Here is a 24,906-nt window from a genome sequence, read left to right as displayed (position 1 = left end):
TTAAAACTCCCTACAAAACTAAGTCACTACTCAGCAGCTATGATGGGATATCACCCTACATATCTCACAAGAAATCCTCGCAGACAGCTTCAGAAAAATTACCGAAGCACAACGCGTTGGCTCCAGCGGTCGATCGTGGCACGATGACAAGGTTATCGACCGAGATCCCCAAACCATGCCGCAATCCCAAGCCAAGAATCTGTCCCTGATCGCAGCCATCGACCTGGGCTCCAACAGCTTTCACATGGTCGTGGCCAAGGCCCAGAACGGTGAAATCCGCATCCTTGAGCGGCTCGGAGAGAAAGTGCAACTGGCTGCCGGGATCAACGACGAACGTCAGCTCAATGAAGAATCCATGCAGCGTGGGCTCGACTGCCTCAAGCGCTTTGCGCAACTGATCAACGGCATGCCCCCTGGCGCTGTACGAATAGTGGGCACCAACGCCTTGCGCGAAGCCCGCAACCGCAATGAATTCATCCATCGCGCCGAGGAAATCCTCGGGCACCCGGTAGAGGTTATTTCCGGCCGCGAAGAAGCGCGCCTGATTTACCTCGGGGTTTCCCATACGCTGGCAGACACCCCGGGCAAACGCCTGGTCGCGGACATTGGCGGCGGCAGCACGGAATTCATCATCGGCCAGCGTTTCGAACCCCTGCTGCGCGAAAGCCTGCAGATGGGCTGCGTCAGCTACACGCAGCGTTATTTCAAGGACGGCAAGATCACCCCGGCGCGCTATGCCCAGGCCTACACGGCGGCGCGGCTGGAGATCATGAGTATCGAACACGCCCTGCACCGCCTGAGCTGGGATGAAGCCATCGGCTCCTCCGGCACCATCCGTGCCATCGGCCTGGCGCTCAAGGCCGGCGGCCATGGCACTGGCGAGGTGAATGCCGAAGGCCTGGCGTGGCTCAAGCGCAAGCTGTTCAAGCTGGGGGATGCCGAGAAGATCGACTTCGACGGCATCAAGCCTGACCGCCGCACCATCTTCCCGGCGGGCCTGGCGATTCTTGAAGCGATCTTCGACGCCCTCGAACTGCAACGCATGGACCACTGTGACGGCGCCCTGCGCGAAGGTGTGCTCTATGACCTGCTCGGTCGCCATCATCATGAAGATGTGCGTGAGCGCACCCTCAGTTCGCTGATGGAGCGCTACCACGTCGACCTGGAGCAAGCGGCTCGCGTCGAGCGCAAAGCCCTGCATGCCTTCGACCAGGTGGCCGACGACTGGGACCTGCAAAACGGCGTATGGCGCGAACTGCTGGGCTGGGCCGCCAAGGTGCACGAAGTGGGCCTGGACATCGCCCACTACCACTATCACAAGCACGGCGCCTACCTGATCGAGCACTCGGACCTGGCCGGGTTCTCACGGGAAGACCAGCAGATGCTCGCGCTGCTGGTGCGCGGTCACCGTCGCAATATTCCCAAGGACAAGTTTGCCGAGTTCGGCATGGACGGCATCAAGCTGATTCGGCTGTGCGCGCTGTTGCGCTTTGCAATCCTGTTCCATCACATCCGCGGCACCCAGGAAATGCCCCAGGTGAAACTGCGCGCCGACGGCGACAGTCTGGAAGTGATGTTCCCCAAAGGCTGGCTGGACGAAAACCAGCTGACCCAGGCGGACTTCGCCCAGGAAGCGGAGTGGCTGACGCGGGTGGGGTTCAGCCTGAACCTGCGCTAAAGCACACCGCAAACCAAATGTGGGAGGGGGCTTGCCCCCGATAGCAGTGGGTCAGTTTACAAATAAGTGACTGACACACTGCCATCGGGGGCAAGTCGAATCGTCGCACCGCCCCTCCCACATTTTTCACACCGCGTTGGGCTCTAGTTCACCGTCAGGATCGGGCTGCCCAGCTTCTCCAGCAGCGTCGCCTGAGCACTGCGCGCGTTCTGGTTGCCGGTCGGCGTGTTGCGTACATACCGCCCGTCCGACTGCAAACTCCAGCTGTGGGTGTTGTCGGTCAGGTAGCTTTCCAGCTCCTTCTTGACGCGCATGATCAGCTTTTTGCCTTCCACCGGGAAACAGGTCTCCACACGCTTGTCGAGGTTGCGCTCCATCCAGTCGGCGCTGGAGAGGAACATCTGCTCTTCGCCGCCGTTCAGGAAGTAGAACACCCGCGTGTGCTCCAGGAAGCGGCCGATGATCGAGCGCACATGGATGTTATGCGAGACGCCGACAATGCCCGGGCGCAGGCAGCACATGCCACGTACCACCAGGTCGATGCGCACGCCCGACTGGCTGGCCTTGTACAGCGCGCGGATAATCTTCGGATCGGTCAGCGAGTTGAATTTGGCGATGATGTGCGCCGGCTTGCCGTCGAGGGCAAACTGGGTCTCGCGGGCAATCATGTCGAGCATGCCCTTCTTCAGGGTGAACGGCGCATGCAGCAGTTTCTTCATGCGCAAGGTCTTGCCCATGCCGATGAGCTGGCTGAACAGCTTGCCGACGTCTTCGCACAAGGCGTCGTCGGAGGTCAGCAGGCTGTAGTCGGTGTAGAGCTTGGCGTTGCCGGCGTGGTAGTTGCCGGTGCCCAAGTGAGCATAACGCACGATCTCACCGGCTTCGCGGCGCAGGATCAGCATCATCTTGGCGTGGGTCTTGAAGCCGACCACGCCGTAGATCACCACCGCACCGGCCGCTTGCAGACGGCTGGCCAGTTGCAGGTTGGACTCCTCATCAAAGCGCGCTCGCAGCTCGATCACTGCGGTGACTTCCTTGCCGTTACGCGCAGCATCCACCAGCGCATCGACGATTTCCGAGTTGGCGCCTGATCGGTACAGCGTCTGGCGCACGGCCAGCACGTGAGGGTCCTTGGCGGCCTGGCGCAACAGGTCGACCACCGGCGTGAACGACTCGAAGGGGTGCAGCAGCAGGATGTCCTGCTTGCTCACCACACTGAAGATGTTCTCGCTGTTCTGCAGCAGTTTCGGGATTTGCGGCGTAAACGGCTTGTATTGCAGCTCCGGATGGCTGTCCAGGCCGGTGATGCTGAACAGGCGCGTCAGGTTGACCGGGCCATTGACCTGATACAACTCGGATTCGGCCAGGTTGAACTGCTTGAGCAGGTAGTCCGACAGGTGTTTGGGGCAGGTATCGGCCACTTCCAGGCGCACCGCATCGCCGTAGCGCCGCGAAAACAGCTCGCCGCGCAGGGCACGTGCCAGGTCTTCGACGTCTTCGGAGTCCAGCGCCAGGTCGGCGTTACGGGTCAGGCGGAACTGGTAGCAGCCCTTGACCTTCATGCCCTGGAACAGGTCATCGGCGTGCGCATGGATCATCGACGACAGGAATACATAGTTATCCCCAGCGCCCCCCACTTCTTCGGGTACTTTGATGATGCGTGGCAACAGACGCGGCGCCGGAATGATCGCCAGGCCCGAGTCGCGGCCGAAGGCGTCGATGCCTTCCAGCTCGACGATGAAGTTGAGGCTCTTGTTCACCAGCAACGGGAACGGGTGCGTCGGGTCGAGGCCGATCGGGGTGATGATCGGTGAGATCTCGTCACGGAAGTAACGGCGCACCCAGGTCTTGATCTTGGTGGTCCAGTGACGGCGACGGATGAAGCGAACCTGATGTTTTTCCAGTTCCGGCAGCAGGATGTCGTTGAGGATCGCGTATTGGCGGTCCACATGGCCGTGCACCAGCTCACTGATGCGCGCCAGGGCCTGGTGCGGTTGCAGGCCGTCGGCCCCGGCTTGCTCACGGGCGAAGGTAATCTGCTTCTTGAGGCCGGCGACCCGGATTTCGAAGAATTCGTCCAGGTTGCTCGAGAAAATCAGCAGGAATTTGAGCCGTTCCAGCAACGGATAGGACTCATCCAGCGCCTGTTCCAGCACGCGGATGTTGAATTGCAGTTGTGACAGCTCGCGGTGGATGTACAGGCTGCTGTCATCCAGGTTGGTGACCACGGCAACCGGCGCCGGCGCCGGCGCTTCGGCAACCACAGCAGGCGGGGCCGGCTCCAGCTCCGGCGGGGTCTCGGCGACTTGTTCAACCACCGGATGAGCGTCTTTTACGGCAACTTCTGTAAGTCCTTCGGTATTCATGAGTGTTCCTGTGAGGGCTATTGTTGCTCTCTAAGCAATTGGGCAGCGCGGGCGGCGAAGTAGGTCAGAATGCCATCAGCGCCGGCACGTTTAAAGGCTGTCAGGGATTCGAGGATCACCCCTTCACTCAACCAACCATTCTGGATTGCGGCCATGTGCATGGCGTATTCACCGCTGACCTGATAGACAAAGGTCGGCACTTTGAATTCCTCTTTGACCCGGCAAAGGATGTCCAGGTAAGGCATCCCTGGCTTGACCATCACCATATCGGCGCCTTCGGCCAGGTCGGCCGCCACTTCGTGCAGGGCTTCCTGGCTGTTGGCCGGGTCCATCTGGTACGAAGCCTTGTCGGCCTTGCCCAGGTTCAGGGCCGAGCCCACCGCCTCGCGGAAGGGGCCGTAATAGGCGCTGGCATACTTGGCCGAGTAGGCCATGATCCGCACGTTGACATGTCCGGCCAACTCAAGCGCTTCGCGAATCGCCTGGATGCGACCGTCCATCATGTCCGACGGCGCCACCACCTGGGCACCCGCCGCCGCGTGGGACAAGGCCTGCTTGACCAGCGCATCGACGGTGATGTCGTTCTCGACGTAGCCTGACGGATCGAGGATGCCATCCTGCCCGTGGGTGGTGAATGGATCGAGGGCCACGTCGGTGATCACCCCAAGCTGCGGGAAACGCTCGCGCAGGGCGCGGGTGGCGCGCTGGGCGATGCCCTGCGGGTTCCAGGCTTCGGCCGCGTCAAGTGACTTGAGCTCTGCGGGCGTTACCGGGAACAGCGCCAGCGCCGGAATGCCCAGCGCCACCCAATGCGCGGCTTCTTCAAGCAGCAGATCGATGCTCAAGCGCTCCACCCCTGGCATCGAAGCCACCGCTTCCCGGCGATTTTCGCCGTCCAGCACGAATACCGGCAGGATCAGATCATTCGTCGTCAGTACATTTTCACGTACCAGACGGCGCGAAAAATCATCACGACGGTTACGACGCAGACGCGTGGCGGGGAACAGCCGATTGGCGGGGGTAAAGCTCACGACAGACTCCTGAGCCCGCGTTTACGGGCGAGCGGTGCAGTTATAAGCGGCCATTATGACGAACGAATGACAGTTGTGCTTATCGATGCGACCTGTAGTCACATTCTGCACTGACACAGGAATTGTTCACTTCGTGACACATCTCGATACTTTCATGAATCTTCGTGAAGGCGTAGGCTGCGCGTTCATTTCGCCAGCACCCTAGACCATGCTTCAACAATTTCTGCATGACTTCGGCTACTTTGCCCTCTTCCTCGGCACGTTCTTCGAAGGCGAGACCATCCTCGTACTCGCAGGCTTCCTGGCGTTTCGTGGATACATGGATATCAACCTGGTGGTGGTCGTTGCCTTTTTCGGCAGCTACGCCGGTGACCAGCTTTGGTACTACATGGGGCGCAAGCACGGCCGCAAGTTGCTGGCGCGCAAACCGCGCTGGCAATTGATGGGCGACAAGGCGCTGGAGCATATCCGCAAGCATCCGGATATCTGGGTACTGAGCTTTCGCTTCGTCTACGGTTTGCGCACGGTCATGCCCGTGGCGATTGGCCTGTCCGGCTACCCGCCCCTGCGCTATCTGATCCTTAACGGTATTGGTGCAGCGATATGGGCGGCAGCGCTGGGGGCTGCGGCCTACCACTTCGGCGCAGTGCTCGAAGGCATGCTCGGCAGCGTCAAGAAATACGAGCTGTGGGTACTGGGCGCCTTGCTGGTGCTGGGTTTTGGCTTGTGGCTGCGACGCCGCTTCAAGAATGCCCGCATCGCCCGCGAGGCATGCGCCGAGGCCAAGGCTCGGCGCGCTGCCGAACCCGCGCCAGTCGAAACGCCTAAGACGCCAGACGCGTAAGCCGGCCCCTGCAGCAGTAGAGGCCGATCACGCTGAGCGCGGTGTAGCTCGCCAGGCCCAGCCAGCCCAGGTTGCCGGCGGGCCACAGCCCGACCCACGGGGCCAGCCCTACCAAGGGCACATTCAGCCCCAGGCGCACCCACTCGGCCTTCAGCGCCCACGGGCGATTCTCCAACGCGACCCCCAACGTGAACAGCCCCAACGCCATCGCACCCCAGCCCAGGACCAGCGCCTCCGTGGGCAGACCTTCGCCGATATTCATCAGATAGCTGCCAAACCCCACGTAAACTGCGAATTGCAGCGCGACATAAACCTGTTGGCGTCTGTCCAGCGGCACCTCGAATTTGCGGAACCGGGCCAGGTCCGGCTTGGCCAGCGGATACTTGGCTTTCACATCGGCGGGGCGCCAGCCGGTGCGCATAAACCAGATGCGCAACTTGTCCCAGTGGCTTTCAGTACGGCGGGCATCGTTCCACAGCTGCGCATAAAACTGCAGGTTTGCCCACAGCGGGTTCCAGCTGGCCAGGGGCGTGGTGACACCGAAGATCACCGGCTCGTTGTCATCTTCCTCCTGGAACGTGCCGAACAGCCGATCCCAAAAAATGAACACCCCGCCATAGTTGCGATCCATGTAGAGAGCGTTCTGTGCGTGGTGGGCCCGATGATTGGACGGGGTGACGAAGAACCATTCGAACCAGCCCAGCTTGGGAACGTGACGTGTATGGACCCAGAATTGATACAGCAGGTTGAGCGAAGCCACGCTGATGAACACCACTAACGGCACACCGAGCACGGCCAGGGGCAGGTAGAAGATCCAGCTCAGCAAGAAGCCGGTGCTGGTCTGGCGTAGCGCGGTGGTGAGGTTGTAGTCCTCGCTCTGATGGTGCACGGAGTGCGCAGCCCAGAGGATATTGCGCTCATGGCCCATGCGATGCAGCCAGTAATAGCAGAAGTCGTAGAACACGAATGCGAACACCCAGGTCCAGGCACTCCGGGCCGACAACTCGATCAGCGCCAGGTGCTTGAGGGCGAACGCGTAAGTCAAAAGGCCCACACCTTTGGTCAGCAATCCGGTTGTGGTGGACAGCACCCCGGTGCTGAGGCTGTTGATGGCATCCGCCACTCGATAGTTGCGCGCACCGCGCCAGCGGTCGGCCAGCAGCTCAACCACGATCAACGCAATGAAAAACGGTACCGCGTAAGGCACGAAGTCCATGGGCTAGTCCGGTCTTTTTTTGTTACAGCAAGATTAGGTGCAGTGGCGTGAGTTCCCATTGGCAACAGGTTACAAATTAGTAGACATTTAACGCCATGAATCAGGAGAAATGCCCATGAGCAAAAAGATTGCAGTGATCCTTTCCGGCTGTGGCGTATACGACGGTGCAGAGATCCAGGAAAGCGTGATCACCCTGCTGCGCCTGGACCAGCGCGGCGCTCACGTTGAATGTTTTGCGCCGGATATTGCGCAGTTGCATGTGATCAACCACCTCACCGGCGAAGAAATGCCCGAATCGCGTAATGTATTGGTGGAGTCAGCGCGCATCGCCCGAGGCGCGGTCAAGGATATCCGCGAGGCCAACGCTGCTGACTTCGATGCGCTGATCGTGCCGGGCGGGTTCGGCGCGGCGAAGAACCTGTCGGATTTTGCCGTGCAAGGCGCCGGCTGCAGCGTCAACCCTCAGGTCCTGGAATTGGCCGAAGCCTTTGCCGAAGCCGGCAAGCCTGTGGGGCTGATCTGCATTTCCCCTGCCCTGGCCGCGAAAATCTACGGCCCCGGCGTGACCTGTACCATCGGCAACGATGCCGACACCGCAGCCGCCCTGGACAAAATGGGCGCCACCCATCAGGAATGCACAGTGGAAGATATTGTCGAGGACACCGCGCGCAAGTTGGTGAGTACGCCGGCCTATATGCTGGGCAAGAACATCAGTGAAGTCGCGTCGGGCATCAACAAGCTGGTAGACCGGGTGCTGGAACTGACCCACGAGAACGACTGACATCCTCTTTCCGTAGGAACGAGCTTGTTTTTGTAGGAGCGAGCTTGCTCGCGAAGAACCTGAGAGCGCCGCGTTCATCCAGAGTGCCCGCGTTATCGTTGACATTCTTCGCGAGCAAGCTCGCTCCTACAAAGGCTTCATTAAACGGGTAAGCAGGCGGTCAAGCGCATTGGCAAACGCTTGCTTGTCTTTTTCACCATGGGGCGGCGGCCCGCCGCCCATCTGGCCTTGCTCACGCAGATCGGTGAACAGGTTACGCACCGCCAGGCGCTCGCTCATGTTCGCCGGGCTGAACTCCTTGCCCCGTGGGTCAAGGGCCGTGACGCCCTTTTTCACCAGCCGGTCAGCCAACGGCACGTCGCTGCAGATCACCAGTTCGCCAGGCACTGCGTGTTCAACGAGATAATCATCGGCTGCGTCAGGGCCGCTGGGCACCACGATCAACTTCACGCAGGAAAAGCCCGGTTTGATCTGACTCTGCCCCGCCACCAGCACCACCTCGAATTGACGCTTGAGGGCGAATTTCACCACTTGGTCCTTTGCCGCCCGTGGGCAAGCGTCCGCGTCGATCCAGACCCGCATGCCTACGCCGCCGCCCTTTGCTTCTCGGCCAGGCGACTGCGGCCATACAGCACCACGATCGCCAGTATCGCCACGGCCTGCGCACTCAACGAATACGCATCGGCATGAATGCCCAGCCAGTCAAAGTCAAAAAACGCCACCGGCCGAGTACCGAAGATGCCTGCCTCTTGCAGTGCCTTGACGCCATGCCCGGCGAATACCACCGACAGTGCGCACAACAGCGCGGCGTTGATGCCAAAGAACAGCGCCAGCGGCAGCTTCGCCGAACCGCGCAGAATCACCCAGGCCAGGCCCACGAGCAGCACCAGGGCGGTGGCGCCGCCCGCCAGCACCGCGTCGTGCCCGGCCGGGCCGGCTTGCAGCCACAGGGTTTCGTAGAACAGGATCACTTCGAACAGTTCGCGGTACACCGAGAAGAATGCCAGCAGCGCAAAACCAAAGCGTCCACCGCCGCCCACCAGGCTGCTCTTGATGTATTCCTGCCAGGCTGCCGCGTGGCGCCGGTCGTGCATCCAGACGCCCAGCCACAGCACCATCACGCTGGCAAACAGCGCCGTGCAGCCTTCCAGCAATTCACGCTGGGCGCCGCTGACATCAATCACATACGCCGCCAGCGCCCAGGTGGCCAAGCCGGCCAACAGCGCCAGGCCCCAGCCGACGTTGACACTGCGCACCGCCGATTGCTGGCCGGTGTTACGCAGGAAGGCCAGGATCGCGGCAAGCACCAGGATCGCTTCCAGGCCTTCGCGCAGCAGGATCAGCAAACCGGAGATGTAACTCAACGACCAACTCAGGCCGTCGCCGCCGAGCAAGCCGGCAGACTCACCGAGCTTGCCCTTGGCCACGTCCAGGCGCTGTTGCACCTGCTCGATCGGCAGGCCGTCCTGCAATGACTGCCGATAGGCCATCAGCGCCTTCTCGGTGTCCTTGCGCACGTTGGCGTCGACGTTATCCAGTGAGCTTTCCACCAGCTCGAAGCCTTCCAGATAAGCGGCTACCGACAGGTCATAGGCTTGTTCGTGGTCGCCGTTACGGAACGCGGCCAGGCTTTTGTCCAGGGTGGCGGAGGTGTAATCGAGCAACTGCGCCGGGCCACGCTTGACCTGCGGCGGTTGTGCACGCTGGGCGCGGAAGGTCGCCGCGGCCGCAGGGCCGTCTGCCGCCAGCACTTCGTTGGGCGTCTGGCGCGCCAGGTCGGCGAGGTTGAAGGGCTGTTCGCTCTTGGCCGCAGCCGGGTCCGCTGTGAAACCTGCGATGTAAGTGGCGAGGTCCCAACGCTGACGGTCATCCAACTGATCGGAAAAGGAGGGCATGTCGGTGCCTTCGACACCCAGGCCCAGGGTGTTGTAGATCGCATACAGGCTCAGGCGATCCAGGCGCGTAGCATCGCGCAGGTTGGCGGGCGGCGGTGTCATGCCCATGGCGGCCGGGCCATCGCCGGCGCCAGCAGTACCGTGGCACACCGAGCAATGCTGGGCATACAGCGGCGCACCGCGCGTGGGATCTGGAGTGATCGCCGGCGCCTGGCTGACTTCATACGCCACCGCCAGTTTGGCGCCCAACTGACGCGCCTGGCGGGCAACAGTTGCGCCGTCTGCATGGGCAGTGACGGCCGCCAGCAACTCATCGACGCCCTTTATCAACTCGGCGCGTTCGGGTTTTTCCGGCAGTTGCGCGACCAGCCCCTGCAGCACGCCCAGGAACTCCACCTGTTCTCGAAATTCGGATTCGTCCACCACCTTGCCCGCCTCTACCGTCGGCGGGTAGTCGGCGCCGATGTAATCGAGCAAATGCAGAGCCTGTGGTGCGCCTTCGGCGGTCGCGGCCCATAGATTGAAGCTGCACGACATCAACACCGGCAGCATCAGCCAGGCGAGAAAACGGAAGGGGGCAGTCATGAATGAATCTCAGGTGGAAATACGAAGTAACACTATTGTTGAGCTTTAACCGATTTGACTCAAGGTGTTATTTCGTCACGCCACAAAACCGCCCCTCCCACATTTTGATCCAGTTTCTTCAGTCAGGCCGTGGCGCGATGCAGGCTGGCGAGGAAACCGGCGGCACCGACGAACAGCCCGGCGAACGTACGGTTTACACGCTTCTGCTGTCTGGGCGAGCGCAGCAGGCGCAGGACTTTCGAGGCCAGACCCGTGTAACCGGCCATCACGATCATGTCGACGCTGATCATCGTCGCACCAATGATCAGGTACTGAATCGCCAACGGCGCCTGTGGATTCACGAACTGCGGCAACACCGCGAGCATGAACACCAGCGCCTTGGGGTTGCTGGCGTTGACCAGGAACCCGCGGAACATCATCGCCAGCGGCTTGCCGATCGGACGTATCGCCGCGTCATCGGTCATGTCCAGCGGCAAGGCGCGCCATTGCTTGATGGCCAGGTACACCAGGTACGCCACCCCGAACCACTTGATCGCATAGAACGCAGTCGATGATGTCGCCAGAATCGCACCCAGGCCGCCCGCCACCACGGCAATCTGCATCGCCAGGCCCAGCTGCAGGCCAATGGCGTTCCAGTAGCCGCGTACAAAACCGTACTGCAGGCCGCTGGACATCGAGGCGATGGCGCCTGCGCCAGGGGAAAGGGAAATGATCCAGCTGGCCACGAGAAAAGCCAGCCACGTGTCGAGTGCCATAGCACACCTCGAAAGGGAGTTTGCGGTTGTGCCTTAAGCTAACTCCGGCGACCAAAGGCTGGCTATAAATTTTTACAAGATATGATTCTAGCGGTCGCCAGGGAACACGTGCGTACCAGGCCAGCGCCGTACCGAACGCTGGAAGAACAGGCTGTTGGGCACTTGCACCATCGCACTGTCGGTGCCGGCCTCCTGCACCTCGATCAGCGTGGTATAGAGCAGATTGATCGCCACCACGCGCCCCTTCACGCCGGGCTTGTCGACGGTGTCCACCAGTTCGACGATATCGCCGAGGCGGAATGGCCCCACAGTGAAGATCAAAATGGCGCACAGCAAATTGGACAGCACGGACCACATGGCGAAGAACGCCACTGCCGCCACGGCCACAAAGCCTGACAGCGCCGTCCACAGCACCGTGGCAGATACACCCAGGCGGCCCAACACGAAGATCAGCGCGCTGCCCATGATCAGCCAGCGCAGGCCTCCACGCAGCGGCATCAGCAACTGCGGCGGCAACGGATAGCGCTCACCCAGGCGGGTCAGGCCTTTGGCGACAAAACGCTGGGCAAGGTAGCCCGCCAGCAGGATCAGCAGGATTTGCACGCCGATCCACACAGGTTCGATCCATTGCGCCGGCAAGGGCAGCTGCAACGCTTCCATCAGGACAGCGCCTCGAGCTGCGCTTGCAGGGTTTCAAGCAGTTCGAGGGCTTCCATCCAGGACTCCTCCAACTGCCCTTCGCGCACCTTGAGCCTGGCCTGTTCGGCCAGCAAGTCACGCAATTCATCCTTGCGCGCGGCCTCATACACGGCGCTGTCGCCCAGGCTGGTTTCGATCCGGGCCAGGCGCTCATGCACCTTGCCCAGCTCGGCCTCCAGCTTGTCGGCTTCGCGCTTGTGCGGTGCCAGCTGCTGACGCAGTGCGGCGGCGGCCTGGCGCTGGGCTTTCTTGTCGGTCTTGTCCGGGTTGACCGGGGTGTTGCTGACCGGCGCATTGCGCAGACGATAGTCAGTCAGCCAGCGGGCATAGTCGTCCAGATCGCCATCGAACTCTTCGACCTTGCCATCGGCCACCAGCAGGAAATTATCGGTGGTGCTCTTGAGCAGATGGCGGTCGTGAGACACCACCAATACCGCGCCACTGAACTCCTGCAGGGCCATGGTCAGCGCCAGGCGCATTTCCAGGTCCAGGTGGTTGGTCGGTTCGTCAAGCAGCAACAGGTTCGGACGGTCCCAGGCAATCAGGGCCAGGGCCAGTCGGGCTTTTTCACCACCGGAGAAGTTCAGCACCGGCTCGTCGATGCGCGCACCACGGAAGTCGAAGCCTCCGAGGAAGTCGCGCAGGGTTTGCTCGCGTTCGCTCGGCGCCAGGCGCTGCAGGTGCAACAACGGGCTGGCCTTGGCATCGAGCGAGTCCAGTTGATGCTGGGCGAAGTAACCCACCACCGTGTTCTCGCCACGGGTCAGGTGCCCGGCCAAAGGCTCAAGCTCGCCCGACAGATTCTTGATCAGCGTCGACTTGCCCGCGCCGTTAGGCCCCAGCAAACCGATCCGCGCACCGGGTATGAGCTGCAGCTTGACCTTCTCCAGGACGGTCTTGTCGCCATAACCCAGGCGCGCATCCGACAGGTCGAGCAGGGGGCTGGAGATTTTCACCGACTCACGGAATACGAAGTCGAACGGCGAATCGACGTGGGCCGCCGACAGCTCTTCCATGCGCTCCAGGGCCTTGATCCGGCTCTGGGCCTGGCGGGCCTTGGTGGCCTGGGCCTTGAACCGGGCAATGTAGCTTTCCATGTGCGCACGTTGCGCCTGTTGCTTCTCGAACGCTTGCTGCTGTTGGGCCAGGCGCTCGGCACGGGCGCGCTCGAAGGCGGTATAGCCGCCACGGTAGAGCGTGATTTTCTTCTGTTCGACATGGGCGATATTGTCGACCACGGCATCAAGGAAATCCCGGTCGTGGGAAATCAGCAACAAGGTGCCCTGATAGTTCTTGAGGAAGTCTTCCAGCCACAGGATCGCATCGAGGTCCAAGTGGTTGGTCGGTTCGTCGAGCAGCAGCAGGTCCGAGGGACACATCAGCGCCTGGGCCAGGTTCAGGCGCATGCGCCAGCCGCCGGAGAAGTCGGCGACCGGGCGATCCATCTGTTCGTTGGTAAAACCCAGGCCGGCCAGCATCTTGCGGGCGCGGGCGTCGGCGGTGTAGCCGTCGGCGCTGTCGAGTTCCGAGTGCAGGCGCGCCTGGGCGGCGCCGTCCTGGGCTGTTTCCGCTGCGGCGAGGTCGCGCTGTACCTGGCGCAGGCGCAGGTCGCCATCGAGCACGTAGTCGATCGCGATGCGGTCCAGGGTGTCGATCTCCTGGCGCATATGGGCGATGCGCCAGTCGGCCGGCAGCAGGCAGTCCCCGGAATCCGGGGTCAGCTCACCCAGCAACAGGGCAAACAACGTGGATTTTCCGGCGCCATTGGCACCGATCAGGCCGGCTTTGTGACCGGCGTGCAGGGTCAGCTCGGCATCTTCAAGAAGACGCTGCGGGCCACGCTGTAATGTTAGGCTTTGAAGTCGGATCATAATGGCGGCGGAGTCTACCAGCTTCGTTGACCGCTGGCTTGGGTGTGAATATGTGCGCTGACCTGTGGAGCTTTGCCCTCTCGACTTATGCCCGCCCCGGTGTGGAGGCCGCTTGCCTGCGGTTGCAGGAACAGGGAGCGGATGTGTGCCTGCTGCTGTGTGGTGCGTGGCTGGAACAACGGGGTGTGGCGCGGCTGCCCGAGCGCGTCGTGGCACTGCAACAGCTTGCGCGACCGTGGCGGATGCACGTCGTCGAACCTTTGCGAGCGGTACGTGTGCAATGGCGGGGAATGGCACAGCAGGATGCGCAACTGGCTGAATTGCGAGAGCAGGTCAAGGCTTTGGAGCTGGAGGCCGAGCGAGCCTTGCTGATGCGCCTGGAAGCGCTGGCGCAGTCATGGTCGAGCAATGAGGTGACAGGTCGACAGGAATGGCTTGAAGGTCTGGCGACCGAAGCCGCCAACCTTGACCACAACGCGCTGCAGCAGCTGCGCGTCATGGTCACCCGCGCTTAGGAAGCGCTGGTTGGGGTGACGCTTGGCGCTGCCGGTGCAGCAGCGCTGCCGACGGATGCGGTTGGAGCGGAGGACGCTGCCGGGGTAGCTGCAGTTGCTGCGGGAGTTGCTGGCTTTGCAGGTGCTGGCTTTGCCGCAGCAGGCTTGGCAGCGGGTTTTGCGGCCGGTTTTGCAGCTGGCTTGGCGGCTGGTTTGGCAGCAGTGGTTTTAGCGGCTGGCTTGGCGGCCGGTTTGGCAGCAGCGGTTTTGGCAGCTGGCTTGGCGGCTGGTTTGGCAGCAGTGGTTTTAGCAACTGGCTTGGCGGCCGGTTTGGCAGCAGCGGTTTTGGCAGCTGGCTTGGCGGCTGGTTTGGCAGCAGCGGTTTTAGCGGCTGGCTTGGCGGCTGGTTTGGCAGCAGCAGTTTTAGCGGCTGGCTTAGCGGCTGGTTTGGCAGCAGCAGATTTAGCAGCTGGCTTAGCGGCCGGTTTTGCAGCAGCGGTTTTAGCGGCTGGCTTGGCGGCTGGTTTTGCAGCGGCAGTTTTCGCAGCTGGCTTGGCGGCTGGTTTTGCAGCGGCAGTTTTAGCGGCTGGCTTGGCGGCTGGTTTTGCAGCGGCAGTTTTAGCGGCTGGCTTGGCGGCTGGTTTTGCAGCAGCGGTTTTAGCAGCTGGCTTGGCGGCCGTTTTAGCCGGTGCCTTCGCTGCAACAGCCTTGCTCGCTGGCTTCTTGGCCGCGCTGGCTGCGACAGCTTTAGCCGGAGTACGAGTACCCAGCGCCTTGGTGACAGCTTCCTTCACACGACCAACGCCCTGAGCCAGTTTCAGGCTTTCCTGAGCGTCTTTTTTGAGTTGGGAAATGTAGCTGCGGGTTTCGGCTTGGCGGTCCTTGAGGGCGTCCAGCAGGTCCTCAAGTTCTTTAACAGCGTCTTTGGCCTTGGCTTGTGCCTTGGCCTTGCCGGCAGTGGCGGCGTCTTGCAGTTTGGTGCGGGATTTGTGCAGCTTTTCTTGCGCTTTGCCGCGTTGTTTTTCCAGTTTGGCGAGCAGTTTTTCTGCATCGGCCAAGGCTTGGGAACAAGCGCTTTCCAGATGTTCGAGCAGGCTGCCCGACAATTGTTGGAGTAAGTGCAACGGGGTATTTACAGGCTTCTGTTTGGCCGACATGGTTTACCTCCTGGCTGACGTGGGTGCGGCTCATACTAGCCCTCTGCTCTTACCGCCGCTAGGGCATGTTGACAGTATCGTTTGCGTTGCGTTGCAACGTACGAAAATTCTTATCGATATAACAGAAAAGCGCACCACTACTCAGCCATTTACGCTGGCATAATCCGTCGCACTTCAGGCGGGAGGACACCCATGTCGCGTTACCTTTTCGTAGTGCTTGCCCTGGCGATTTCCAGCGCCGATGCGGACGAGCAATCGCCGCCAAAAACCGCTGTCCAAGATCAGCATGACCTCGCCTACAGCCTGGGCGCCAGCCTCGGTGAACGCTTGCGCCAGGAGGTCCCCGACTTGCAGATCCAGGCCCTGATCGATGGACTCAAACAAGCCTACCAAGGCAAACCATTGGCACTGGACAACGCGCGCATCGAACAGATTCTTGCACAACACGAAGCACAGAACGCCATCGACAACCCAGCGCCGCAGAGCGAAAAAGCTCTCGCCGCCGAACAGCAATTTTTGTCGAAGGAAAAAGCTGCAAAGGGTGTGCGTGAGTTGGCGGACGGCATCCTGCTCACCGAGTTGACGCCGGGCACGGGCACCAAGCCGTTGGCAACTGATGAGGTGCAGGTGAAATATGTGGGTCGGCTGCCCGATGGAAGCGTGTTTGACCAGAGCGCACAGCCCCAGTGGTTTCGCCTGGACAGCGTGATCAGTGGCTGGCGCAGTGCTTTGCAGCAGATGCCCACAGGCGCGAAATGGCGCCTGGTAATCCCCTCGGCCCAAGCCTACGGCGCGGACGGCGCAGGCGAATTGATTGCGCCCTACACACCCCTTGTCTTCGACATCGAGCTACTCGGGACCCGCCACTGACGCATAAAAAAACGGTGCGTCATGCGCACCGTTTTTTATCGCATTGCCCCGATCAGACCTGAGCAGGCTCTTCTTTGTGGGCGTTGTGCAGCACTTCGATCAGGCAATCTTCAAGCTCGAAACGCTCGTGCAACAGACCACCCAGCTCTTTGAATTTTTCCGCGACGCACTTGCCTTCATCGCACAGATCGTTAAAAGCCAGCAGCTTTTCGGTAATCACATCAATGCGCGGGTAAAGGGTCTCAGCGAACTCAAGACCACGCTCGTCCTCGAAGGCTTCCGCTTCCTCGGTGAGTTGCGTGTAGATACTCAGGTGACCGGCAGAAACGTAATCCACCAGTACAACGCAGAAGTCCTGCAACGGCTCACGCTTCTCGGCCAGCGCTCCAGGTTCGGCCCCCAACTCGTCAAAAGCCAGAACCAATTCGCGACGCGCATCCAACCACTTATCGATCTGTGTGTGCACGCCACCCCAGCGTTCGCGAGCATTCTTGCAACGTTCCAACATGATGATCTCTCTTCCCTATAGGGGACGCTGCTGCCCCGTGCCCGCGCAATGCTTCAGGGTTGAAGCGGCAATCGGCCGAGGTCGCGTCTGACAAGCGGTTTTCGATAACGCGTGCGGGCCAGATTATGCCCGCATCACTATGGCTTCAAGGTACGCAGGAGAGAAAGTTCATACAAGCGTTTAATCCCGTCCTACCACATGAACAGAATTTTCCTCGCTTTGTGATACGTGACGCCGGCCAGGCAACAACCGGGAAAGCAGTGTGCTCCACAGAATCAGCATCGCCAGGAAAAACAGCAGGCTCCACTCCGGAACGCTGAGGTCAAATAGCGTCCAATTGATTTCGACGCAGTCGACCGAACCCTTGAAGACTGACTGGACAGCCCGCCAGAACGACAGGTGTTCAATCATGTAGTCCAGGGTTGGCCAGCAGTTGGGCATCTGATCCGGCGGAGTGTTCTGCAGCAGCACTTGGCGCCCGGCGGTGACGGCGCCGAATAATGCACACCCGATACTCGCCAGCCCATACAGGCACACGCCAGCGCGACCAGGGTTATGCAGGGCGGCGATCAGGTTGATCAGCACAAAGACGGCGAGAAACAACCGTTGTACCTGGCACAAAAAGCAGGGCTGTAACAGCGCACCATATTCCAGATAGAAAGACACACCCAACGTCAGCGCACCGGCCATGAACGCCAGGACAAACAAGGAGCGTAAAGGGGCCAAAGACATTGTTTATCCGCACCGCAAGAGATAGGTCGCTACGGTAGAGGAAAGGCCCGATCCCTTTCAATACGCCTTGGAGCGGACAATTCCGCGAAGAGACAAGGAGATTCCGTCAACACACGGAGGAAATCGCCCTACAACACGTAAGAATTGATTACAGGTCTACTTAAGCTCAGTAATTACAAAGGGTTAAAGGGTTGGCTGACAGATAGATCTGAGCCAACCCGTGAACACTTTCCTACTTCAAGCTTGCGCCGGTGCTGGCAAGGGTGAGGCCAGTAGACGATTATCGAGTAACCCCAAGCCTTCCTGGAACAGCCGGTTGCTGCGCTCGGTATCACCCAATTGGGCGAGCAAACGGGCCAATTCGGCACAGGCTTCGGGATTGCGCTGCACCTGCAGGCTGCTTTCCAGATAATCCCGGGCCTTTCCCCACAGGCTGTTCTGCAGGCAGAGACGACCCAGCGTCAGCAACAGGCTGGCATCGCCAGGATGATCCTTCAGCCAGCCTTCGGCAAACTTCAACTGACGGGCCGGGTCGCTGCCGCGCAGCAGGCCATAGAGCCGAATAAGATGACTGTCATAACTGCGCTTGATCGCACCGCGCAGCACTTCCTCGGCCCTGGCATCGGCGCCCAGTCGACGCAGTTGATCGGCATAAGCCAACACCAGTTGTGGCTCCTGGCGCTGGGCTGAAGTCAATTGCTCCCATGCGCGGTCAAGGGACTGCAAGCCGGCTTCGCCATGCTCCTCACGCTGGGCGGCCAGGCCAAGGTTTTCTCCCCAGGCCCGACGCTCCAATTCAGCCAGCTCGCTGGCCGGCAACACCTTGTCTTTACGCAGTTCGGGCAACAGGCGAATCACCGACGACCAATCGCCACGCTGCTGGTGCAATCGCTGCAACTGTCGCAGGACCTGGGCGTTGTGGGGATGGCGCTCGTGCATGGCCTGCAGGGTGGTCAGGGCACCTTCCGTGTCGCCACGGTCCATCTGGAGTTGCGCATGGCTCAAGGCAACGGCCAGCTCCGCCTGGGGCTGGCGAGCCAGGGCGCGCTCCAGCAAAGCATCCGATGCCTCGTAACGGCCCAGCTCGTTGGCCGCACGTGCCGCGCCGAGGTAGTACAGCAATGGCTGGCGCTCCGCCTCGGCAGCACGGTGCAGGTGGCGTTCGGCACTGGCCCAGCGGCCTTCGGCAAGGTCCATCTGGCCTTGCTCGATTGCAACTTGCACACGGCGGCTGCGATTGCGCCGCGACCACGGGTTGACCACACCGCCGGAAACGCTGACCAGACCCAACAGCACTCGGATCAGGTAGATCGCCAGGCCTATGGCAAACACCGCCACCAATGTGGCCCACAGGCTCGATTCGTAATGCAGCAAATGGGGATAGGTAATCAGCACGTAGCCGGTGTGTTTGGAAATGCCCACGGCCAGCGCCAGGGCGATCGCAATTGCCAGCACCAGGATCACATAGAAACGCTTCATCGGTTCTACTCCTGGGTCGCAGGCTTGGCAGCCGAAGCCTTGGCTTCGTCGGCAGACAAATGGCGGCGCTCGAGGTACGCCTGCACGGCCGCCAGGCTCGCGGCCAGGTCAGGCGTCACCACCGAAACGGCCTTGGGCTCAAGCTCGGCGATACGCGCCAGCATCGCCTTGCTCTGCGGGTTGTCCTGGTTGAAGTTATCCTGCAACACGCTGCGCGCCTGCCCCAGCGAACGGCTATACACCGCCGACTCGCCGTTGAGCGCTGCCCACTGTGCCTGCTCCAGCGCCAGGCTCAAGGCCAGGCGCACTTGATTCAACCCCTGGCCCGCCAGCAGCGGACGAATGTTGTCATCCGGGTTGAAGTCGATACGGAAATAACGGGAGATCTGTTCCCACCATTGGCTCAACTGATTACCCGTATCGCTGCTGGGACGGCCCTGGGAACCGGACTCGGTGAGTTGATACTCCGGAGCGACAGCCGCCAATTGCACCACCTGGTCGCGCAACGCCGCCAACTGCAGGTACAAGCCGGTGCGGTCCGGCTGTTCGGTGCTGCGCAACGCCGCCAGGCTCTTGGCCAGCTGCTCACGGGCGGCGAACGCGCCTGGGTCGCTTTGCTCACGAAGAATTTCGTCGGCGCCCTGGACCAGCGACTGGGCGCTGTTGATGTCCTGCAAAGCCGACAGACGCAAGCTGGCCAGACGAATCAGATGCTCGGCCTCAGCCAGGCGCCAATCCTTGCGGCTGGCGCCCAGTACGGTTTCCAGACGCTGATTCAGGCGCTGCTGATCACCCTGTAACTGGGCAACCAGGCGTCGACGCTCTTCCAGCTCATCCGCGCCGGGCAACTGCGCCAGGCGGGCCGCCAATTGTTGCTGGCTCTGCTTGAGGCTCTGGGATTGGTCATCGAGGGTCTGCACCTGCCCCAGTTGCTGCTGGCTGCTGGCTTGCAGGGCACGGACCTGCCAGATCCCCCAGCCGCCGGCGGCAACACCGGCAGCGCCAAGCAGCAACGCGACGACCGCCAGGCCATTGCCACGGCGTGGCGCGGTGACCGGTGTCCCGACCGGCGCATCGAGCGCGGGCTGAGCTTCATCTTTAGGCAAGGCTGTTTCGCTCACGTATCCGTCCTTTGCGTATCAGAGAGTGGGAACGGGATTGCTCCCTAACGCCACTAACAAAGCCGAGGCACTCGCGCCTCGACAATCCACAACTTTTTCTGCGCCAGCGGCCCGCGCCATCTCGTAGACGCGCGGACTGGGCACAAACAACGGCAGCTTCGCCACCTCAGGCCAATCGGAGCCGGCCAGGGCCTGCAAGTGTAGAAAACCCTGCCCACTGCTGACCACCAGGCCGTTCAAGCGTTCCAACTGGATGCGTTGCATCAGTGCGCCCGCGTCGTAGGCCGGAAGGAAACGGCGGTACAACTCCAGGTAGTCGACACTAACACCTCGCTCGCGCAAACGCTCTGCGAGCAACTCCCGGCCGCCCTCGCCGCGCAGGATCAATACCCTGGCACCGGGGCATGCGATAGCCTCGCGCAAGGCCGGCAATTGAAGCAAGGCCTCGCTGTCGTCACCCGTTGGCGGATGGTGGACATCCAAACCATGATCGGCCAGTACCTGTGCCGTGGCGGCCCCCACACTGAACCACGGCAGTCGTGGCCAGGGCGCGGTCAATTGTTGCAAGGCAAGACGCGCCGCCGGCTTGCTCACCACGATCACTGCGCAATAGCGCTGCAACGCCCCAAGGACCGCCTGTTGTTCCGGCGTGACCGGTAAAGCTTCGATCTCCAGCAACGGCAGTTCGCTGCTGAATATTCCCGCATCGGACAATGTCGCCGCCAGGGCTGCCGATTCTTCGGCAGGCCGTGTCAGCAGCACTCGCCACTGGGTCACTGCGGGCCGGCCTCACCGTAGATTTTTTGCAGAATGGCGCCAGCGCCCTTGTCCAACAGTTCCTCGGCGACCTGGATGCCCAGGGCCGTGGCGTCGCGTTGTGGACCGCGCACCTCGGCGGTCAGCAACGTGCCGCCCTCCGGGTCGCCTACCAGGCCACGCAACCACAAGTTTTCACCTTCGAGCACGGCATAGCAGGCGATCGGTACCTGGCAGCCACCGTTGAGGTGCTTGTTCAGGGCTCGCTCGGCCGTGACACGAACTTCGGTGTCCGCGTGGTCAAGCGGCTTGAGCAGTGCGTGAATTTCGCTGTCGGTGGTACGGCATTCAATGCCGACCGCGCCCTGCCCGCCGGCCGGCAGGCTGTCTTCGACGCTGATTGCGCGAGTGATGCGGTCTTCGAAGCCCAGCCGGATCAGGCCGGCGGCGGCGAGGATGATCGCGTCATACTCGCCCGCATCGAGCTTGGCCAGGCGCGTGTTGACGTTGCCACGCAGGAAGCGGACCTGCAGGTCGGGTCGACGGGTCAGCAATTGGGCCTGGCGACGCAGGCTCGAGGTGCCCACGATACTGCCCAGGGGCAATTCATCCAGGGATGCGTAAGTGTTGGAAACAAAGGCGTCGCGCGGGTCTTCGCGCTCACAGATGCAAAAAAGGCCCAACCCTTCAGGGAAGTCCATGGGCACGTCTTTCATCGAATGCACAGCGATGTCTGCTTCATTTTCCAACAGCGCGGTTTCCAGCTCCTTGACGAAGAGACCCTTGCCGCCAATTTTCGACAGCGGCGAGTCCAGCAGCTTGTCGCCGCGACTGACCATGGGCACCAGGGTCACCCTGAGGCCAGGATGAGCCTGTTCAAGACGTGCTTTGACGTACTCGGCCTGCCATAAGGCCAGGGCGCTTTTACGGGTGGCGATGCGGATTTCGCGAGAAGACATGGATCAATCCGTACTGAATAGATACGGCAGATAATAACAGCTCAGGCAAATACGCTTTGATTTGAATCAGCAAGTGCGGGGCCTCCCTGGCCGCATCACACCGGGATAGGAACTGCAGAGCTCGCCACCGCCCCTGGCTAGAGCTGCTGCATCATCTTGCGCACGCCGGCGACATGGCGCCGACTGACGATCAGGGCATCGCCGTTGAGCCCCTTCAGAAAGAGCTGGAAGTGGCCAAGAGGCGTGCGCTGCAAGCGCTCGATTCGCTCGCGAGCCACCAGCGCATTGCGATGGATGCGCACAAAGCGGTCGCCGAACTCATCCTCGAGGGCCTTGAGCGGCTCATCGAGCAACACTTCGCCCGCTTCGTGACGCAAGGTCACGTATTTATGGTCGGCGATAAAATAGACCACCTGAGCGAGGGGAATCAGCTCGATGCCCTTGCGAGTCCGTGCGCTGATATGGCTGCGGGGGCCATTGCCACTCTGGGCAGCCGGTTGGGTCAGGGCTGCGAGCTGGGCGCGGCTGGGACGCTCGGCCTTCTTCAACGCCTTGAGCAATGCGTCGCCGGCCACCGGCTTGACGAGAAAACTGACACCGCTTTCTTCGAGCGTCTGTGCAGAAAACTCTTCCTGTGCCGCGCACAGCACCAAGGCCGGTGGTGATTCGCGCTCGCTCAGGCGGGCGGCGACTTGCAGGCCATCGAGGGCCGGCATGCGGATATCGAGCAACACCACATCCGGCTTGAGGCTGTCGATCAGCGTCAACGCTTCTTCGCCGCTGGTGGCGCTCGGTTCAAGGACTGTATAACCCTCGATTTCACTGACCAGACGGCTCAGTCGCTCGCGGGCTTGGGGTTCGTCATCAACGATCAGGACATTCATATTGCGCTGGATTCCTGCGTGAGTCTCGCACAAGGATAGCGTAGACAGGTGCGGTGACTGACGTCACAGCGATCCACGCTAAGACTGGCGCAAGCGGCAAAAAGTGCCCTTGGAGTGGCACCCAAATTTACCCGGACCTGTTCAATAGCGCCCAAGACCCGCCAACTTCGCGCATTGTCATAGGGTTTGCTGATACACAATCCGAATACCCCCGTATTTAATGGATAGTCTGGGCTCTGACCGCATCACCCGACTTTGGTGCATTCACACACTCTCAGTCCAACTGTAGACGCTCGCTGGAACGATATTGCTCAATCGTCAAATATCGTTTCAATAAGATCCTGCTCCCAGTCTCGTCCTGGATGGGATCGGCGGCAAGGCACTTAGCCATCCTTTGTACAAATAAAATTGCCGTCCACCCGCACCGTCGCGTCCGCGGACAACCCTGTTATTATCGGCGGCACACCTTCACGCCTTTTTTAAGCAGATCACGAGCGAATTCATGAGCACCGACAAGACCAACCAGTCCTGGGGCGGCCGCTTCAGTGAACCCGTCGACGCCTTCGTCGCGCGCTTCACCGCCTCCGTCAACTTCGACCAGCGCCTGTACCGCCACGACATCATGGGCTCCATCGCCCACGCCACCATGCTGGCCAAGGTCGGCGTGCTGACCGATGCCGAACGCGACAGCATCATCGAAGGCCTGACCACCATCCGGGGCGAGATCGAAGCCGGCACATTCGACTGGCGCGTCGACCTGGAAGACGTGCACATGAACATCGAGGCACGCCTGACCGATCGCATCGGTGTGACCGGCAAGAAGTTGCACACCGGTCGCAGCCGTAACGACCAGGTGGCCACCGATATCCGCCTGTGGCTGCGCGATGAAATCGACCTGATCCTGGCTGAAATCACCCGTCTGCAGAAAGGTTTGCTGGAACAGGCCGAGCGCGAATCGGACACCATCATGCCCGGCTTCACGCACCTGCAGACCGCTCAGCCCGTGACCTTCGGCCACCACCTGCTGGCCTGGTTCGAAATGCTCAGCCGCGATTACGAGCGCCTGGTCGATTGCCGCAAGCGCGCCAACCGCATGCCACTGGGCAGCGCCGCGCTGGCCGGCACCACCTACCCGATCGACCGCGAGTACACCGCGCAGCTGCTGGGCTTCGATGCCGTGGGCGGTAACTCCCTGGACGGCGTGTCGGACCGCGACTTCGCCATCGAATTCTGCGCCGCCGCCAGCATTGCGATGATGCACCTGTCGCGCTTTTCCGAAGAGCTGGTGCTGTGGACCAGCGCGCAATTCCAGTTCATCGACCTGCCGGACCGTTTCTGCACCGGCAGCTCGATCATGCCGCAAAAGAAAAACCCCGACGTCCCCGAACTGGTACGTGGCAAGAGCGGCCGCGTATTCGGCGCACTGATGGGCCTGCTGACCCTGATGAAAGGCCAACCGCTGGCCTACAACAAGGACAACCAGGAAGACAAGGAACCGCTGTTCGACGCCGCCGACACGCTGCGCGACTCACTGCGTGCGTTTGCCGACATGATTCCGGCGATCAAGCCCAAGCATGCGATCATGCGCGAAGCGGCCTTGCGCGGTTTTTCCACCGCGACCGATCTGGCCGACTACCTGGTGCGTCGTGGCCTGCCCTTCCGCGACTGCCATGAAATCGTTGGCCATGCCGTGAAGTACGGCGTGGACACCGGCAAGGACCTGGCGGAAATGAGCCTGGAAGAACTGCGCCAGTTCAGCGACCAGATCGAGCAGGACGTGTTTGCCGTGCTGACCCTGGAAGGCTCGGTGAATGCCCGTAATCACATCGGTGGCACTGCGCCGGCGCAGGTGAAGGCCGCAGTCGTGCGTGGCCAGGCACTGCTCGCCAGCCGCTAAAAAATGTGGGGGGGGCGGTGCGACGATTCGACTTGCCCCCCGATGGCGGTGGGTCTGCCAGCACATGAGTTGCCTGACACTCTGCTATCGGGGCATAGGTATCTACATAACTTTGGCGTGACGCCGAACTTGTGGTGAGGGAGCTTTCCGGCAGCCTGCGACTATCTTACTGATACCCCACAAATCCAAATGTGGGAGGGGGCTTGCCCCCGATGGCGGCCTCGGGGCTGGCCGGGATGTTGGATTGGACCGAGTACATATCCGTTTCTGCGGTCACGGCTGCTATGGGTTCCGCTTTTACAGCGGCTCACTTTTGAAAAGCGCAAAA

At 61.2% G+C, this 24,906-nt stretch carries 22 protein-coding genes; 6 read left to right on the top strand and 16 right to left on the bottom strand.

Annotated features, from left to right (window positions below; all coding sequences use genetic code 11):
* The first annotated feature begins 175 nt into the window (after positions 1-175).
* A complete protein-coding gene (ppx, locus tag BFQ00_RS16700; protein WP_065893911.1) occupies positions 176-1,678 on the top strand; it encodes an exopolyphosphatase in 1,503 nt (500 codons plus the stop codon).
* Positions 1,679-1,821: 143 nt separating this feature from the next.
* Here ppx and ppk1 read toward each other — a convergent pair whose 3' ends face one another.
* Both ppk1 and hemB read right to left on the bottom strand, forming a co-directional pair.
* Positions 1,822-4,044 carry a polyphosphate kinase 1 gene (ppk1, locus tag BFQ00_RS16695; protein ID WP_065893912.1) on the bottom strand — a complete coding sequence of 741 codons (2,223 nt, stop codon included), beginning with the start codon at positions 4,042-4,044 and terminating at the stop codon, positions 1,822-1,824.
* A gap of 17 nt (positions 4,045-4,061) precedes the next feature.
* On the bottom strand, positions 4,062-5,075 hold the full coding sequence (gene hemB / locus BFQ00_RS16690) for a porphobilinogen synthase (protein ID WP_065886999.1): 1,014 nt from the start codon (positions 5,073-5,075) through the stop codon (positions 4,062-4,064).
* 208 nt (positions 5,076-5,283) lie between these two features.
* Between hemB and BFQ00_RS16685 the strand changes: the two genes are divergently transcribed.
* On the top strand, positions 5,284-5,919 hold the full coding sequence (locus tag BFQ00_RS16685; RefSeq protein WP_065886998.1) for a DedA family protein: 636 nt from the start codon (positions 5,284-5,286) through the stop codon (positions 5,917-5,919).
* On the opposite strand, the gene BFQ00_RS16680 is transcribed toward BFQ00_RS16685, so the two are convergent.
* A complete protein-coding gene (locus BFQ00_RS16680) occupies positions 5,900-7,135 on the bottom strand; it encodes a sterol desaturase family protein (RefSeq protein WP_065886997.1) in 1,236 nt (411 codons plus the stop codon). The two genes, BFQ00_RS16685 and BFQ00_RS16680, sit on opposite strands and share 20 nt — an antisense overlap.
* Before the next feature lie 115 nt (positions 7,136-7,250).
* Here BFQ00_RS16680 and elbB point away from each other — a divergent pair, with 115 nt between their 5' ends.
* Positions 7,251-7,916, top strand: coding sequence for an isoprenoid biosynthesis glyoxalase ElbB (elbB, locus tag BFQ00_RS16675; protein ID WP_065893914.1), 666 nt, complete (start codon positions 7,251-7,253; stop codon positions 7,914-7,916).
* Between the two features lie 126 nt (positions 7,917-8,042).
* Here elbB and BFQ00_RS16670 read toward each other — a convergent pair whose 3' ends face one another.
* The 5 genes from BFQ00_RS16670 to BFQ00_RS16650 all read right to left on the bottom strand — a co-directional run bounded on the left by BFQ00_RS16670 (position 8,043) and on the right by BFQ00_RS16650 (position 13,721).
* Positions 8,043-8,498 (bottom strand): YaiI/YqxD family protein, encoded by a 456-nt coding sequence (locus BFQ00_RS16670; protein WP_065886995.1) that lies wholly within the window; start codon positions 8,496-8,498, stop codon positions 8,043-8,045.
* A 2-nt stretch (positions 8,499-8,500) separates the two neighbouring features.
* A complete protein-coding gene (locus BFQ00_RS16665) occupies positions 8,501-10,396 on the bottom strand; it encodes a cytochrome c/FTR1 family iron permease (RefSeq protein WP_065934150.1) in 1,896 nt (631 codons plus the stop codon).
* 122 nt (positions 10,397-10,518) lie between these two features.
* The gene (locus BFQ00_RS16660) at positions 10,519-11,151 is read right to left on the bottom strand and encodes a LysE family transporter (protein WP_065886993.1); all 633 of its coding nucleotides are present in this window, start codon (positions 11,149-11,151) and stop codon (positions 10,519-10,521) included.
* A gap of 87 nt (positions 11,152-11,238) precedes the next feature.
* Complete coding sequence (locus tag BFQ00_RS16655) at positions 11,239-11,811, bottom strand: mechanosensitive ion channel family protein (RefSeq protein ID WP_065934149.1); 573 nt, start codon at positions 11,809-11,811, stop codon at positions 11,239-11,241.
* On the bottom strand, positions 11,811-13,721 hold the full coding sequence (locus BFQ00_RS16650) for an ATP-binding cassette domain-containing protein (RefSeq protein ID WP_065934148.1): 1,911 nt from the start codon (positions 13,719-13,721) through the stop codon (positions 11,811-11,813). Before BFQ00_RS16650 ends, BFQ00_RS16655 begins: the two co-directional genes overlap by 1 nt.
* A 50-nt stretch (positions 13,722-13,771) precedes the next feature.
* Here BFQ00_RS16650 and BFQ00_RS16645 point away from each other — a divergent pair, with 50 nt between their 5' ends.
* Positions 13,772-14,236, top strand: a complete 465-nt coding sequence (locus tag BFQ00_RS16645; RefSeq protein WP_065886990.1) for a TIGR02444 family protein — start codon at positions 13,772-13,774, stop codon at positions 14,234-14,236.
* Here BFQ00_RS16645 and BFQ00_RS28280 read toward each other — a convergent pair.
* The gene (locus tag BFQ00_RS28280) at positions 14,233-15,372 is read right to left on the bottom strand and encodes an AlgP family protein (RefSeq protein WP_083227389.1); all 1,140 of its coding nucleotides are present in this window, start codon (positions 15,370-15,372) and stop codon (positions 14,233-14,235) included. The genes BFQ00_RS16645 and BFQ00_RS28280 overlap by 4 nt on opposite strands.
* 192 nt (positions 15,373-15,564) lie before the next feature.
* Here BFQ00_RS28280 and BFQ00_RS16630 point away from each other — a divergent pair, with 192 nt between their 5' ends.
* Positions 15,565-16,242, top strand: a complete 678-nt coding sequence (locus tag BFQ00_RS16630) for an FKBP-type peptidyl-prolyl cis-trans isomerase (protein ID WP_065886987.1) — start codon at positions 15,565-15,567, stop codon at positions 16,240-16,242.
* Between the two features lie 52 nt (positions 16,243-16,294).
* Here BFQ00_RS16630 and BFQ00_RS16625 read toward each other — a convergent pair whose 3' ends face one another.
* The 7 genes from BFQ00_RS16625 to BFQ00_RS16595 all read right to left on the bottom strand — a co-directional run bounded on the left by BFQ00_RS16625 (position 16,295) and on the right by BFQ00_RS16595 (position 22,681).
* Positions 16,295-16,750, bottom strand: a complete 456-nt coding sequence (locus tag BFQ00_RS16625) for an Rsd/AlgQ family anti-sigma factor (RefSeq protein ID WP_065934146.1) — start codon at positions 16,748-16,750, stop codon at positions 16,295-16,297.
* Positions 16,751-16,930: 180 nt separating this feature from the next.
* Positions 16,931-17,482, bottom strand: coding sequence for a disulfide bond formation protein B (locus BFQ00_RS16620; RefSeq protein WP_065934145.1), 552 nt, complete (start codon positions 17,480-17,482; stop codon positions 16,931-16,933).
* 237 nt (positions 17,483-17,719) lie between these two features.
* The gene (locus BFQ00_RS16615; protein ID WP_065886984.1) at positions 17,720-18,961 is read right to left on the bottom strand and encodes a heme biosynthesis protein HemY; all 1,242 of its coding nucleotides are present in this window, start codon (positions 18,959-18,961) and stop codon (positions 17,720-17,722) included.
* Between the two features lie 5 nt (positions 18,962-18,966).
* A complete protein-coding gene (locus BFQ00_RS16610; protein ID WP_065886983.1) occupies positions 18,967-20,082 on the bottom strand; it encodes a uroporphyrinogen-III C-methyltransferase in 1,116 nt (371 codons plus the stop codon).
* A gap of 18 nt (positions 20,083-20,100) precedes the next feature.
* Entirely contained in the window at positions 20,101-20,859 is a 759-nt protein-coding gene (locus tag BFQ00_RS16605) for a uroporphyrinogen-III synthase (protein ID WP_065934144.1), read from the bottom strand.
* Entirely contained in the window at positions 20,856-21,797 is a 942-nt protein-coding gene (gene hemC, locus BFQ00_RS16600) for a hydroxymethylbilane synthase (RefSeq protein ID WP_065934143.1), read from the bottom strand. Before hemC ends, BFQ00_RS16605 begins: the two co-directional genes overlap by 4 nt.
* Positions 21,798-21,934: 137 nt before the next feature.
* Positions 21,935-22,681, bottom strand: coding sequence for a LytR/AlgR family response regulator transcription factor (locus BFQ00_RS16595; RefSeq protein WP_065886980.1), 747 nt, complete (start codon positions 22,679-22,681; stop codon positions 21,935-21,937).
* A 502-nt stretch (positions 22,682-23,183) separates the two neighbouring features.
* Between BFQ00_RS16595 and argH the strand changes: the two genes are divergently transcribed.
* Positions 23,184-24,578, top strand: coding sequence for an argininosuccinate lyase (gene argH / locus BFQ00_RS16590; protein ID WP_065886979.1), 1,395 nt, complete (start codon positions 23,184-23,186; stop codon positions 24,576-24,578).
* Positions 24,579-24,906 lie beyond the last annotated feature (328 nt).

Origin of the sequence: Pseudomonas sp. 28 E 9, assembly GCF_900004785.1 — a bacterium.
GTDB lineage: Bacteria > Pseudomonadota > Gammaproteobacteria > Pseudomonadales > Pseudomonadaceae > Aquipseudomonas > Aquipseudomonas orientalis_A.
This window is presented reverse-complemented; position numbering and strand designations above follow the sequence as displayed.